General features: G+C 45.8%; 13 protein-coding genes. 10 read left to right on the top strand and 3 right to left on the bottom strand.

The annotated features are described in order from the left end of the window. Nucleotides 1-9: 9 nt before the first annotated feature. The 3 genes from ABE021_RS00340 to ABE021_RS00330 all read left to right on the top strand — a co-directional run bounded on the left by ABE021_RS00340 (nucleotide 10) and on the right by ABE021_RS00330 (nucleotide 1,932). A complete protein-coding gene (locus tag ABE021_RS00340) occupies nucleotides 10-525 on the top strand; it encodes a type 1 glutamine amidotransferase domain-containing protein (RefSeq protein WP_430286169.1) in 516 nt (171 codons plus the stop codon). A 148-nt stretch (nucleotides 526-673) separates the two neighbouring features. Further along, entirely contained in the window at nucleotides 674-829 is a 156-nt protein-coding gene (locus tag ABE021_RS00335; protein ID WP_430286168.1) for a hypothetical protein, read from the top strand. A gap of 56 nt (nucleotides 830-885) precedes the next feature. Then, complete coding sequence (locus tag ABE021_RS00330) at nucleotides 886-1,932, top strand: YkvI family membrane protein (protein ID WP_430286199.1); 1,047 nt, start codon at nucleotides 886-888, stop codon at nucleotides 1,930-1,932. A 53-nt stretch (nucleotides 1,933-1,985) separates the two neighbouring features. Here ABE021_RS00330 and hmpA read toward each other — a convergent pair whose 3' ends face one another. Continuing rightward, the gene (gene hmpA / locus ABE021_RS00325) at nucleotides 1,986-3,173 is read right to left on the bottom strand and encodes an NO-inducible flavohemoprotein (protein WP_430286167.1); all 1,188 of its coding nucleotides are present in this window, start codon (nucleotides 3,171-3,173) and stop codon (nucleotides 1,986-1,988) included. 160 nt (nucleotides 3,174-3,333) lie between these two features. Here hmpA and ABE021_RS00320 point away from each other — a divergent pair, with 160 nt between their 5' ends. Next, nucleotides 3,334-3,780 carry an RrF2 family transcriptional regulator gene (locus tag ABE021_RS00320; protein WP_430286198.1) on the top strand — a complete coding sequence of 149 codons (447 nt, stop codon included), beginning with the start codon at nucleotides 3,334-3,336 and terminating at the stop codon, nucleotides 3,778-3,780. A gap of 51 nt (nucleotides 3,781-3,831) precedes the next feature. Then, nucleotides 3,832-4,758, top strand: coding sequence for a manganese-dependent inorganic pyrophosphatase (locus ABE021_RS00315; protein ID WP_430286166.1), 927 nt, complete (start codon nucleotides 3,832-3,834; stop codon nucleotides 4,756-4,758). A gap of 232 nt (nucleotides 4,759-4,990) precedes the next feature. Here ABE021_RS00315 and ABE021_RS00310 read toward each other — a convergent pair whose 3' ends face one another. Then, nucleotides 4,991-6,367 (bottom strand): FAD-dependent oxidoreductase, encoded by a 1,377-nt coding sequence (locus tag ABE021_RS00310; protein WP_430286165.1) that lies wholly within the window; start codon nucleotides 6,365-6,367, stop codon nucleotides 4,991-4,993. A gap of 322 nt (nucleotides 6,368-6,689) precedes the next feature. Between ABE021_RS00310 and murB the strand changes: the two genes are divergently transcribed. Continuing rightward, complete coding sequence (gene murB, locus ABE021_RS00305; protein WP_430286164.1) at nucleotides 6,690-7,607, top strand: UDP-N-acetylmuramate dehydrogenase; 918 nt, start codon at nucleotides 6,690-6,692, stop codon at nucleotides 7,605-7,607. A 63-nt stretch (nucleotides 7,608-7,670) separates the two neighbouring features. On the opposite strand, the gene ABE021_RS00300 is transcribed toward murB, so the two are convergent. Then, complete coding sequence (locus tag ABE021_RS00300) at nucleotides 7,671-8,345, bottom strand: universal stress protein (RefSeq protein WP_430286163.1); 675 nt, start codon at nucleotides 8,343-8,345, stop codon at nucleotides 7,671-7,673. Nucleotides 8,346-8,697: 352 nt separating this feature from the next. Here ABE021_RS00300 and ABE021_RS00295 point away from each other — a divergent pair, with 352 nt between their 5' ends. Genes ABE021_RS00295 through ABE021_RS00280 form a run of 4 tightly spaced genes read left to right on the top strand, consistent with a single transcriptional unit; the run spans nucleotide 8,698 to nucleotide 13,343 of the window. Beyond that, a complete protein-coding gene (locus tag ABE021_RS00295) occupies nucleotides 8,698-11,103 on the top strand; it encodes a Na+/H+ antiporter subunit A (RefSeq protein WP_430286162.1) in 2,406 nt (801 codons plus the stop codon). After that, nucleotides 11,090-11,515, top strand: a complete 426-nt coding sequence (locus ABE021_RS00290) for a Na(+)/H(+) antiporter subunit B (RefSeq protein WP_430286161.1) — start codon at nucleotides 11,090-11,092, stop codon at nucleotides 11,513-11,515. Before ABE021_RS00295 ends, ABE021_RS00290 begins: the two co-directional genes overlap by 14 nt. Beyond that, nucleotides 11,516-11,854: a Na(+)/H(+) antiporter subunit C gene (locus ABE021_RS00285; protein WP_430286160.1), complete on the top strand. Its 339-nt coding sequence runs from the start codon at nucleotides 11,516-11,518 to the stop codon at nucleotides 11,852-11,854. Next, the gene (locus ABE021_RS00280) at nucleotides 11,847-13,343 is read left to right on the top strand and encodes a Na+/H+ antiporter subunit D (protein ID WP_430286159.1); all 1,497 of its coding nucleotides are present in this window, start codon (nucleotides 11,847-11,849) and stop codon (nucleotides 13,341-13,343) included. The genes ABE021_RS00285 and ABE021_RS00280 overlap by 8 nt, the downstream gene beginning before the upstream one ends.

Raw genomic sequence — 13,343 nt, 5'->3', positions numbered from 1 at the left:
CATGTGAAAATGGCTAAGATTGCAACTGTACTTACTAATATGTTTGAGGACTCAGAGTACTCTGATCCAGCAAAGGCATTCCAAGATGCTGGTCATGAAGTCGTTACTATAGAAATGGAAGCAGGCACTGTCGTCAAAGGCATGAAAAAAGGGACGCCTGTCCGAATCGATAAAGGGATAAGCGAAGTGAAACCGGAGGATTTCGATGCGTTGTTCATCCCAGGTGGATTCTCCCCGGATCAGCTCCGTGCAGATGACCGTTTCGTCAACTTCGCGAAAGCCTTCATGGATGCAGACAAACCCGTATTTGCAATTTGTCATGGACCGCAGCTGCTGATCACCGCAAAAGCACTGGAAGGTCGTGACGCGACAGGTTATAAATCGATTCGTGTCGACATGGAATATGCAGGTACAAAGTTCCACGACAAAGAAGTCGTGGTCTGTCAAAACCAACTTGTCACGAGCCGTCAGCCCGAAGACATCCCTGCATTCAATCGCGAAGCGCTCAAGCTGCTTGAAGTATAATCAGTTAAAATAGTCCTAGTTATGAGAAGGCCCTTTTGAGGACCTTCTTTTCGCTGAGTTGAAAACGCTTTAAAGGAATGGTAAATTAAACGAAGCGATATACATAGTTAAAATAGCCGGAGAATTGGCGAGTGAGGAGGCTGGATCATTGGGAGAATGGTTGCTGGTGCTCGTTATCACCTTCGTTCTGTTTTCGTTTATGCTCTACTTTGTCATACGGAATGCAATCGACAATTCCGTTAGACTGAAAAGACTGGAAGGAATTCTAGGAGAAATTTCAGAAGATTTGAAGAGTAGAAAATAAACCGTTTGTTTCAACACGTTTACCAATTAGGGGGAAATTGCTTGAAAGTATTAAAGATGGGAAGCGCTTTTATAGGAATTATCGTCGGAGCAGGTTTTGCTTCGGGAAAAGAGATCGTTCAATATTTTACAAGTTTCGGATTGCTTGGAATCATAGGAGCAATCGTTTCGACTGTCCTGTTTGCGTATTTCGGGATGGTCCTGACGAGAATCGGAAGTCGGATGCAAACTACTTCCCATAAAGAGGCCGTCTATACAATCAGCGGGAAATACCTTGGAGTGATCGTCGATGCGGTTATTGTCATCACGTTATTTTCTGTCGGGGTCGTCATGATTGCAGGGGCAGGTTCCAACTTGAATCAGCAATTTGGATTACCTCCTTTCATAGGAAGCCTGCTCATGGTCGTTCTGGTATTCTTAACGATATTATTAAAAGTCGATCGGGTCGTGGCCGTTATCGGGAGTGTGACACCCTTCCTCATACTGGCGATCATCATCGTTTCGGTCTATTGCTTGACGAACATGACAGATTCCTTCTCTAATCTGAACAGTGTAGCAACATCAGTTCCAACACCTTTGCCGAATTGGTGGATTTCCGCGATTAACTACGTATCATTCAATATGGCGGTAGGTGCTTCCATGGCACTCGTAATGGGTGGAGCTGAAAAAGATGAAAAAGCAGCGGCGCTCGGTGGACTAGTCGGAGGGCTAGGGCTAGGTATCATGATTTTACTCAGTCACTTAGCCATATTCTCGAAAATCGATGTAGTAAAGGATTCAGATTTGCCCATGCTTGCAATCATCAATGACATTTCACCGATTCTGGGCATTCTGATGGCGGTTGTCTTATATGGGATGATTTTCAATACGGCAGTCAGTATGTTTTATTCTTTTGGTGCAAGATTTGTACGCCGAGGGACTCCGCGTTTCCGTATGTTCGTACTCATCACACTTGTGATTGGGTTTGGTCTTAGTTTCTTCGGGTTCTCAGTATTGCTAGACAAATTATATCCATTCATAGGATATATCGGATTATTCCTCATGTTGACACTGTTGATCGCCTCATTCAGATTGCCTGAAAAAGCGTTAAGAAGTTCCAAATAGAAACGAAAACAAAGCCGTCATCGTGTAACCGATGACGGCTTTGTTTTTATTTGTTAAGCATATGCTAGTTCAAGTTGTACCGCAGGACCGAAAAATTCAAAGTGTACTTTTTCTTTGTCAATGCCCATTGCATACAATTCACTAATCACTGCTTGCATGAATGGAGTTGGACCACAAACGTAAACGTCGCTGCCGGACAGAACGTTCTTCTCAAGGAATTCACGGTTGATGAACCCGTCACCTTCTTCAGAGTAAAGCGCTGCATAGCTGGAAGTGGTAAGAGATTCGTCCATCTCGCGGACGACTTTGTCGAATGCCTGGTGGCTGCGAGTCCTAGCGGAGTGCAGGAATGCTACAGGACGTTCAGGTGTTGTAGTTGCAATTGTTTCGTACATCGCCATCATCGGCGTCACACCAACCCCGCCACTGATTAATGTGACAGGTGTAGCGTTCTCCATTTCCAGGTAGAAGTCACCTGCTGGTGCGCTAAGTTCCACGATATCTCCAACGTTCAGGTGATCATGAAGGAAGACGGATGCTTTTCCGTTCGGGTTGTTTTCACCTTCGCGTTTAACAGAAATGCGGAATGACTCACCGTTCGGTGCTTGGGAAAGGCTATATTGACGGATCAATGTATTTCTCTCGCCCGGAATTTCAAGTTTAATGCTGATGTATTGACCTGGTTTATAAGTTGGAACTTTACCGCCAGCAACTGGTTTAAAGTAGAAAGATGTGATCACTTCACTTTCTTTGACTTTATCAGCAAGGACAAATCCTTTGAACAATTTCCAGCCGCCTTCTTCAGCTTCCATCTCATCGTACATGGATTTTTCTACGCCGATGAAGGCATCAGCGATTATGCCGTACGCATCTTCCCATGCCCCAAGGATTTCAGGAGTTGCCGCGTCTCCGAGTACTTCTTTAATGGCACCAAGAAGGTACTTTCCGACAATTGGATATTGTTCCGGTAAGATACCGAGTGATACGTGCTTATTGGCGATTTGGACAACCGCTGGGATGATGGCTTCTAAGTTGTCGATATGTTTTGCCGCTGCAAGTACAGTATTTGCAAGTGCAGTCTGTTGCCGTCCTTGCGCTTGGTTGACATGATTGAACACGTTCAATAGCTCGGGATGCGCTTCAAACATGTTTTTGTAGAACACAGTTGTAATTGTTTTGCCATGTTGCTCGAGAACAGGTACAGTGGATTTAATAATATCAATTTTTTCTTGGGATAACATAATTGACACGACCTCTCGTAGTTGATAAGTAAAGCATAATCCTAATGAATTCGAAAAGCTATATAAAAAATACATCTTTAAAAACAGTTTCGATTTTAGTCACACTTCATTCAATGAATGGACAAAAATGTACGATTTTAAAGAAGGAATGGTGAACCAGATGCGCTTGACGCTCTATACAGACTACTCGTTGCGTGTTTTGATTTTTTTGGCTGCTAAGCCAGTAGGCGAACTATCGACTGTAGCAGAAATATCCGGCTCATTCGTGATTTCGAAAAATCATTTAACAAAAGTCGTGCATGAACTCGGTAAGGCGGACTTCATAGAAACAGTTCGCGGCAGGGGAGGGGGGATCCGTTTGAAGGTCCGTCCCGAACATATCAATGTAGGCAGCGTTGTTCGCAAGACGGAAGATGACTTTCAATTGGTGGAATGCTTCAACCGGGAATCGAACCAATGTATCCTCGCGCCGGTATGTCAGCTGAAAGGCGTTTTACAGGAAGCCCTGCAAGCTTATTTGGCGGTATTGGATCGGTATACGATTGCAGACTTTGTACAAAATAAAGACGAAATCAGAATGCTTCTGTTTCCGCCATCGTTGTCGTGATGGTAAGATAAGAATGCTGCAATAGGTAAACAAATTAGGAGGAATTCACTTATGGACAAAGTACTTGTTTTTGGTCACAAAAATCCTGATACGGATTCAATCGCTTCAGCGATTACATACGCATATTTGAAACAACAAATCGGGTGGGACGCAGAGGCCGTAAGACTTGGCAGTATTTCTGAAGAGACCGCATTTGCATTGGAAACGTTCGGCTTTGAAGCGCCTCGACAAATCGATCGAGCGGCAGCAGAAGCGACACAAGTCATTTTAGTCGATCATAACGAAAAGCAACAAAGTGTAGATGACATTGAGGATGTGCGAGTTCTTGAAGTCATCGACCATCACAGAATTGCAAACTTCCAAACAAGCGATCCGCTGTACTACCGGGCGGAGCCGGTTGGCTGCACCGCAACGATTTTAAACAAATTATTTAAGGAAAATGGTGTAGCGATACCGAAAAACATCGCGGGACTCATGTTGTCAGCCATCATTTCCGATTCGTTATTGTTCAAGTCACCAACATTTACTGAAGAAGATCGTAAAGCAGCCGATGAACTAGCAGAAATCGCTGGCGTGGATGCGAGTGTTTACGGATTGGACATGCTGAAAGCAGGGGCTGATCTTAGCAGTAAGACGTTGGAAGAACTCATTTCACTTGATGCGAAGACGTTTGAAGTCGGAGATGTGACAATGGAAATCGCGCAAGTCAATGCGGTGGATCTAAACGATGTATTGAATCGCAAGGTAGAGTTGACAGAGTTGTTGGCGAAAGTGGTATCTGTGAAAAAACTTGATTTATTCTTATTTGTCATCACGGATATTATTAACAACGATTCTATTGCAATCGCGGTTGGGGAAAAAGCATTCTCTGCTATGGCGGCCTTTAACGTAGTGCCGGCGAATGATGTGGCGATTTTGAAAGGAATTGTGTCTCGTAAAAAGCAAATTGTTCCCGTTTTAACGGAAGCATTTAAATAAGCATTTAAATAAACTGCCGGATGAGTGATCAGTTCACTCATCCGGCAGCTTTTTTAGTGGTAGGAAGCATTGAAATTTCATGCGAGTCCATTGCATAATGCAATATTACATATGGAAGTGAAATCTCCAAGAGGCCGGTCCTACTGATTATTTGGAACAGAAGAGAACAATTGAGATCACGTATTTGTCATGAAGGTAACCTGCCTGATTCCTAGATACAACTCATAGAAACCTATTTCAGATCTAGCGGGCGTGTAGCAGGTCCCTCCAATACAGAGCCATCTTTTCTGAAACGTGAACCGTGGCAAGGGCAGTCCCAAGTTTCGTCCCCTTTGTTCCAACGGGTTCGGCACCCCATGTGGGTGCAAATAGGTGCATCCGTTCTAGTTAAATGACCACCTGTAAATTCCTTCAATACAAAGCCGGTCGTTTTCAAAGCTTGTAGTAGAAGTGTTCCAAAACCCGTACGATCGGGTGCATATAGTGCGATGGCCGGGTTCGGTTGACCTGTTATTTGATCTGTGACAATTTGTGCGGCTGCAAGGGAATTCGTCATTCCCCATTTTCGAAAACCTGTACAAATATGAACATAGGGCATAGCAGCGGAAATCGGTCCAGCGTAGGGAATGAGATCCGGAGTGGAAGGATCTTGCGCAGACCAGCTGTGGATCGGTTCCCCGAGATGATAGACGGATTGCAGTTCTTCTGCTAGACGGCTGTAGTTGAGATCTGTATCGCCAGTCACCCCTGCCTTATGGTCTTCACCTCCGAGTAAAAAATGCGGGCGGCCATCGATGAATACAGTACGGATCGAGCGTTTCGGTTCATCCACAGATAAGTACTGGCTTTGCAAGGGCATATCAGCAGGAGCGGAAAGCAGATAGGAACGTTTTACTTCGAGTTTCATTATGTTCATCCCGCGGAGCGCTTCAATCGGATAGTGGGTGCATAGCAGCAATTCGTCAAAGGAGATGACGATCCCTGAAGCGAGTTGTAGGGATTTCTCTTTCAAATTCATAGAACGGACGTCCGATTTCTCGCATAGTTGCGCCCCTTCAGAAACAGCAAGCTTGGCAATATGCTGACCAAATCGAACGGGATGAAGTTGAGCTTGAGCACTTAATGTAAGTGTCTCCTTGACGGAGATTGGCAATTCACAATTCAACCGCCGATCAAAAGGGATACCAAGCGATCTATAGGCATCCGCCTCTTTCCTCAAAGCGGCCACTCCTATGTCGGTTCGTGCAAACAATACGGAATTCGTTGAACGGAGTTCGTCTCCTTCAGCTATGGACTGCGCGAACCGAATCGCTTCGTCGTTCGTCTTATAATAGAGTTTTGCGGATTCCGTGCCGAATGTCTTCAAAATGTCCGCATAGACTAGATCATGCTGAGTAGTCAGTTTTCCGGTGGTATTTCCGGAAGCACCTTCAAGAATTCGATCTTTTTCAAGCAACATCACTTTTTTACCGGATTTTGCTAACAAATATGCCGCGGTAAGGCCACATAGTCCACCCCCGATAATACAAACATCACACGTTGTATCCGAAGTGGGGGGGAGATAGGTTTCGCGAGGATAGGCCGTTTCTAGCCATAGTGAGTTTAACATCATGATTTCCCTCCGTGTTCTGTAAGTTCACTTAAGTCCATCTTCGCCAGAAACCATGGGATTTAACAAATGTATTCAAAAATATACGGATTCTTCACGGAAGCCGGAACACAGACCGGTTTTAGTGAGTAAAAGCGAAGGATTAGGAGCAAGGGGTTGAAAGGGTGAAATCGAACCCTCACCGAAACGGAAAACAGAGGCAATCGGAGGGAATGTTCAAATCCACTTTAATATCCGAAAAACATGTCCGTACCTCTTGTCAAATCACTAGATTCACAGCATACTGTAGGAGTAGTACGTACATTCGAAAGGGTTGGGTAGAATGGCTAAGCAACAATGGCTCAATGATTTACAAACGACAATTACTAGAGGACAGCTTTTGCTGGATGAATCCCTCTCGAATTATACTAAGACTGAACTTGGCGGACATGCAGATTTACTAGTGATCCCTCAAACGGTTGATGAAATGCAAATAACTGTCCGATACGCATATGAAAATGACATCCCATTATTGTTACTTGGAAATGGCTCCAATATGGTGGTTCGTGATGGCGGGGTTCGTGGTATCGTATTGCATCCCGTAAAACTGGATGTGATTACTGTGAATGGAACACACGTCCACGCTGAGGCGGGTGCACATATTATCGATGTATCCAAAGCAGCTGCAGCAGCCGGACTGACTGGATTTGAATTCGCTTGTGGAATACCGGGGTCTGTCGGTGGCGCAATGGCGATGAATGCGGGGGCATACGGCGGGGAGATTAAAGACGTCATCGTCAAGTCCACCCTTATGAATCGTAAAGGTGAACTCTTTGTGTTATCGAAAGAGGAACTTGAACTCGGTTACCGCAAAAGTATTATTGCAGATGAAGGGTACTTTGTTGTGTCTTCGGACTTCGATTTGCAGCAAGGCGACCAGGAGAAGATTGATGCGAAAGTGGCAGAATTGACATTTTTGCGTGAATCGAAGCAACCTCTCGAGTATCCATCGGCAGGAAGCGTATTTAAACGTCCTCCCGGATATTTTGCAGGGAAATTGATCCAGGATAGCGGACTTCAAGGAAAAGGAATCGGTGGAGCTGAAGTCTCCACCAAACATGCGGGGTTCATCATTAACAAAGACCATGCAACTGCCACAGACTACATCAAGACAATTGAAATGGTTCAAGCTGAAGTGAAAAAGCGTTTCGGTATAGATCTCGAGCGTGAAGTGAAAATTGTCGGGGAACCAGCGGAGTAAGTAACCGATAGCGGCAAAACAAAAAGCAGGGAGTGCCAATGCATTCCCTGCTTTTATTTATAGTTATACATCAATTTTACAACTGACCAGAGACGGATCCTCCACGCGATCATCTGTAATCCTCACCTGGCACATCTTTCCGTCATGCATGAATTTAAAGATGCCATTATTGAAATCTGTTCCAGTCTCTTTAAAGAAAATCCCCTCGAATCGGGCATCTTTTGTGTAATTGAATGTGATACGGAACCCATCCCCATCGTCCGTGAGATAGGCACGTAAACCTTTTTCGAACAACCCCTCCACATCATGTTTAATGGAACGTGCGACCGACACGACATGAAAATCGACGAACGTGATTTCACGTAACAAAACGTTCATGAACGAGCCCTTCGTAATTTCTTCCCAACGGCTTTGCGCTGTCTGTCCGATGATGATCTGAGTCACATTCCGGTCATGAGCAATTTGTTTGATCACTTTTGCGGTGGGTCTGCTTTCGTTATCAGATACGATGAATTCGTCTGCTTCCAACTGGTACGCGAGTTCACGCCACCTGTCGATGTAATCGGATTTGTCTGCATCCATATCATCTAATGGCCGTGGATCCACGGTTAAAATGTAAAGAGGGCAATCCATGGCGCTTGCCATCTGATGACCACGACGAATGAGACGCTCTCCATTTGGTCCATAATACACACAGACGAGGATGCTTTCATCCATGCGTCCTTTCACTTTTCCCATGTAGTCCTCCACCTCCCTAGAAGCCGGATATCAGGCGATCTCTCACTCGTCTGCACCGCTTCAAGTGCGATTGATGTAAATGTTGTGTATACTTTAGGTTGAAACCAAAACTCAACCGCCACCGTTTGAACGTCAGTCCTGAAACTAAATGATAGTTTCAGGCTTGTTCACTGTACTCACATGGCACTCATTATCGCCGGCTTTTCGATCCGCGTCAAGCCGTCAGGTTAACTTTCTGCGAATTCTCGAAAACCCCGTCCCATTATTACTGCGACTTTCTAAATTTCACCACCTGTTAGATGACTCTGTTGATAGGACCCGTGTTTTTTCTTTTGATTGGGGGTACGACGAAATGATTATTCCAATACTTATATTGGTGCCTTTTCTGGCATCGCTTTTTGTTCCGTTTCTCTATACATATGTACGCAGTAAGAAAATCGGCTGGATGGTTTTACCTGTTCCGTTGATTTTGTTCGTGATTCTTAGTCTCCAAATTCCACATCTCGCTTCGGGAGGGGACTTCCACCACACTATTCGATGGTTGAACACCGCAGATATCCACTTCACCACTCATTTAGATGGCCTCAGTATGATTTTAGGATTGCTCATCACTGGCATGGGGACGCTCGTTGTCATGTACTCCATTTATTATCTATCAGAACGCGAAGCACTCGGTCGCTTTTATATGTATTTATTGTTGTTCATGGGTTCCATGCTCGGCGTTGTCTTTTCAGATAATATCTTGGTGCTTTACGTATTTTGGGAGCTGACGAGTGTTTCGTCATTCCTGCTTATCGCTTTTTGGCATCAACGGAAAAATTCCCGAGCGGGTGCTAAGAAGGCAATGCTCATTACAGTGACAGGCGGAATCGGCATGCTTGTCGGTTTTCTCATGATGCACCAAATGACGGGGACCTATAGTATCCAAGAGATGATTGGAATGGCTGAAATACTGCCTTCGTATGATCTTTTCATCCCTGCGATGCTCCTCATTCTACTAGGCGCATTTACGAAATCCGCTCAATTCCCGTTCCACATATGGCTTCCGGATGCTATGGAAGCACCGACGCCGGTCAGCGCTTACTTGCACTCAGCCACGATGGTCAAGGCGGGGATTTACCTGGTCGCACGCTTCATCCCAGTATTCGGTGAAAGTGAACTTTGGTTCTATTCGGTAACGTTCATTGGACTGTTGACGCTGTTATGGGGTTCGTTCAATGCGGTCCGTCAAAATGACTTGAAAGCGCTGCTCGCCTATTCAACGATCAGTCAACTCGGGCTGATCATGAGTTTACTCGGAATCGGTTCAGCCGCCATGCTGGATATCCCGGAGTTGGACAAAACCATCTATACCGCTGCTGCGTTTGCAGGGTTATTCCATTTGATTAACCATTCCACATTCAAAGGCGCGTTATTCATGATCATCGGGATTGTCGATCATGAGCTCGGAACACGTGATATCCGTAAATTAGGCGGGCTCGCGGTGTTCATGCCCATTACTTTCACCATTGCGCTCGCAGGCAGCTTTTCAATGGCCGGGTTGCCGCCTTTTAATGGCTTCTTAAGTAAGGAGCTCTTTTTGGAAGCGAGTCTCGCGGTGCAGCACTTGGGCTTGCCGGGAGTCGACGTTTGGATTCCCATCGTTGCATGGATAGCCAGTATTTTTACATTTGTTTACTGCATGATTATCGTCTTTCAAACGTTTTTCGGCCGCCAGCAGCAACAGCCCGCATGGGTCGATCGCGGCGCGCACGATCCGCACTTCGGGATGCTCGTTGCACCGTCCATTTTAGGGGTCCTGATTGTAGGATTGTTCTTCTTCCCGAATGTGTTAGGGAAATGGATTTTGAAACCTGCCATGGCGTCCGTCTATCCGTCTTTTGGTGATTCGGAACTGCTCGTCCCGCACATTGCTGCGTGGCATGGGTTAAATCCTGCTCTTTGGATGACGATTGGCATTATCCTGGTTGGTGCGGTTCTCTACATTTTCTTACGGCAATGGAGAAGAATCTATACAATTGCCCCATTCAGTTGGAAGATTGACACGATCTATTCCTTATTGCTGATCCAGCTGGAAGGGAACTCCTATCATCTGACCAATAAGTACATGACGGGGCATCTGCATCGTTATTTTACGTACATTTTCCTGTTTTTCATTGCAATGATGGGGATTGCGTTGAGTTTTGTATGGCGTCTTGCGTTCAACTTTTCGGAGGATTCAATTGTGACGGTCAATGAATACATCCTTGTTGTCGTCATGATGGCTGCAGCTGTTACTATTGTTTTCATCAATTCCCGGTTGATTGCGATTTTGTTGAATGGTGTTCTAGGGTTTACAGTTGCCTTTCTGTTCGTAGTATTGAGCGCACCTGACTTGGCACTTACTCAAATTGTCGTGGAGACGGTGACGACTGTGTTGTTCCTGCTAACGTTCCGGTTCATGCCGGATTGGAAGAAAGAGCGCCCTCGCCGTCCAGTGAAAGTGTTGAATGCATTCATCGCAGTCGCTTCAGGAGTGATTGTCGTCATCACAGCGCTGGTCGTCCAAGGAAACCGCCTGTTCGATCCGATTTCCAAGTATTTTGAAGACGCGAAGACACTCACGGGTGGCGGCAATATTGTCAATGCGATTTTAGGAGACTTCCGAGCGTTCGATACGATGCTCGAAGTGGTTGTCTTGCTGATCGGCGGACTTGGCGTTTACGTGCTGATCAAATTAAAAGATAAAAAGGACGGTGATGGCAATGAAAATCAATGACGTCATCTTGCGCACCGTCACGAAAATCATCGTTTTCATCATTTTAACGTTCGGTGTCGAGCTCTTCATCTCCGGGCACAACGATCCGGGTGGTGGATTCTCGGGAGGGCTTGTCCTTGCCTCGGCATTACTGTTGCTGTATATGACATACGATATCGAAACGGTTCACAAAGGAATTCCGTTCGATTTCAAGAAAATTGCGGGGCTCGGCGTGTTTCTTGCAGTGGCTAGTGGGACGGTCCCCATGCTGTTTAGCAATCAATTCCTGACACAGGAAAAAGGGGATTTTGCGTTGCCGGTGTTTGGAGTAACAGAGCTCTCGATGGTATTAGTGTTTGAGGCGGGTGTTGCGTTAACTGTAGTAGGCGTTGTCGTGACGATTCTGTTGACGATCAGTGAGGATGTGAATTGAATGGAGACCTTAATTACATTACTGGTAGGCGTTCTCGTCATGGTAGCGGTCTATTTACTGCTGTCGCGTAATTTTGTGCGCATCATTTTGGGGACCGCAATTCTATCGCATGCCATTCACTTACTGATTCTAGCGATGGGCGGGTTGAAAGAAGGGGGAGCGCCTTTACTGACGGAAGAAGGATCGACGTATGCAGATGCGCTTCCTCAAGCGCTCATCTTGACGGCAATCGTGATCAGCTTTGCTGTCACTGCATTTCTCTTAGTGCTTGCATACCGGATTTACCGGGAAACGGGTGCTGACAATTTGGACGACGTAAGGAGAGAAATCGATGACTAATGCACTCGTATTGCCTGTCCTGATTCCGCTTCTCACTGCTATCGTGCTGACATTCTTCCGCAATTCATTGGTTTTGCAGCGGATACTGAGCTTTTTGGCAACAGCAAGTTCTGCTGGCATCGGTGTCTACTTGTTATTGCGGATTCAATCCGAAGGGATCCTGCGATTGGATTTCGGCGGTTGGAAACCTCCATATGGCATTCTCTTTGTCGGAGATTCGTTCGCATTGCTATTAGTCACTGCTTCCGCAACGGTTACCAGCATTATTTTACTTTACGCATTTTCGACGATAGGAGAAGCATACGAGAAGATGTATGTCTATCCTTTCTTCCTGTTCTTGCTAGCGGGCGTAAACGGCTCGTTTTTAACAGGTGACGTCTTCAATTTGTTTGTCTGTTTTGAAGTGATGCTGCTTGCATCGTATGCCCTTCTCATACTTGGGGGGCGCAAAGTCCAGCTCGTTGAAGCATTCACCTATATTACGATCAATGTGTTAGCATCTTGGTTTTTCCTATTAGCAATTGCGTATTTGTATGGCGCAACAGGGACGCTCAACATGGCACAATTAGCGGTACGCGTAACAGAAAATGGTCAAGGTCCTGTGCTGACGGTGATTAGTCTGATCTTCTTACTCGTCTTTAGTTTAAAAGCGGGATTGTTGCTGTATTTCTGGCTGCCTGGATCCTACAGCGCTCCACCCGCTGCCATTGCGGCCTTGTTCGGTGCATTACTTACGAAAGTCGGGATTTATGCACTGATGCGCATCTTCACACTTGTGTTCCACCATTCACCGGAGATTACGCAGTCGATTATCGGAATCATGGCTGCACTGACCTTGATTGGCGGGAGTATCGGCGCACTTTCATCAAGGGATATCCGGCAGATCATCGCTTATAACGTCGTAATCGCAGTAGGGTTCATCCTGGTTGGGCTTGCTGCTGGAAATGAGGTTGCGTTGCAAGGTTCGATCTACTATGTACTGCATGATATGGTCGTAAAAGCGATGCTATTTTTAGCAGGCGGTTTGATGATTTCATTGACGGGTAAAGCGAAAATCGGTGAAATCAGCGGGTTGTTACGGAACTATCCCGCACTCGGCTGGCTATTCTTCGTCTCCATGCTGTCGCTCACAGGAATTCCGCCGTTCAGTGGGTTCATAGGGAAGGTACTGCTCGGTGAAGGACTAATCGAAGCGGAAACGTATGTGTTGCTGACCTTGGCGTTTATGTCGAGCTTGTTCGTGCTGTATTCATTATTGAGCATTTTCCTGAAATGTTTCATGGGAGAAGCGATCATCGGAAGCGAAGAGCAAGTTGTGCTGAAGAAACGGACTCTGCTTCCCATCGTATTATTAGGGGGTTTGACGCTCGGGATGGGACTTGGCGCGGACTGGCTCGCACCATTTGTGAATGACGCGGCGGCAACATTAGTCGATCCTCAGTCGTATATTGAAGCCGTATTGGATAAAGAAACGTTACTGAGAAACTAA

Source organism: Sporosarcina gallistercoris, assembly GCF_050459885.1.
GTDB classification, from domain to species: domain Bacteria; phylum Bacillota; class Bacilli; order Bacillales_A; family Planococcaceae; genus Sporosarcina; species Sporosarcina gallistercoris_A.
This window is presented reverse-complemented; position numbering and strand designations above follow the sequence as displayed.

Bases quoted from the DNA above. Each gene is read 5' to 3' on its own strand.
- ABE021_RS00290 (WP_430286161.1), top strand. From the start codon at position 11,090: ATGAAAATCAATGACGTCATCTTGCGCACCGTCACGAAAATCATCGTT.
- ABE021_RS00295 (WP_430286162.1), top strand. From the start codon at position 8,698: ATGATTATTCCAATACTTATATTGGTGCCTTTTCTGGCATCGCTTTTT.
- ABE021_RS00300 (WP_430286163.1), bottom strand. From the start codon at position 8,345: ATGGGAAAAGTGAAAGGACGCATGGATGAAAGCATCCTCGTCTGTGTG.
- ABE021_RS00310 (WP_430286165.1), bottom strand. From the start codon at position 6,367: ATGTTAAACTCACTATGGCTAGAAACGGCCTATCCTCGCGAAACCTAT.
- ABE021_RS00285 (WP_430286160.1), top strand. From the start codon at position 11,516: ATGGAGACCTTAATTACATTACTGGTAGGCGTTCTCGTCATGGTAGCG.
- ABE021_RS00340 (WP_430286169.1), top strand. From the start codon at position 10: ATGGCTAAGATTGCAACTGTACTTACTAATATGTTTGAGGACTCAGAG.
- hmpA (WP_430286167.1), bottom strand. From the start codon at position 3,173: ATGTTATCCCAAGAAAAAATTGATATTATTAAATCCACTGTACCTGTT.
- ABE021_RS00320 (WP_430286198.1), top strand. From the start codon at position 3,334: ATGCGCTTGACGCTCTATACAGACTACTCGTTGCGTGTTTTGATTTTT.
- ABE021_RS00315 (WP_430286166.1), top strand. From the start codon at position 3,832: ATGGACAAAGTACTTGTTTTTGGTCACAAAAATCCTGATACGGATTCA.
- murB (WP_430286164.1), top strand. From the start codon at position 6,690: ATGGCTAAGCAACAATGGCTCAATGATTTACAAACGACAATTACTAGA.
- ABE021_RS00280 (WP_430286159.1), top strand. From the start codon at position 11,847: ATGACTAATGCACTCGTATTGCCTGTCCTGATTCCGCTTCTCACTGCT.
- ABE021_RS00330 (WP_430286199.1), top strand. From the start codon at position 886: ATGGGAAGCGCTTTTATAGGAATTATCGTCGGAGCAGGTTTTGCTTCG.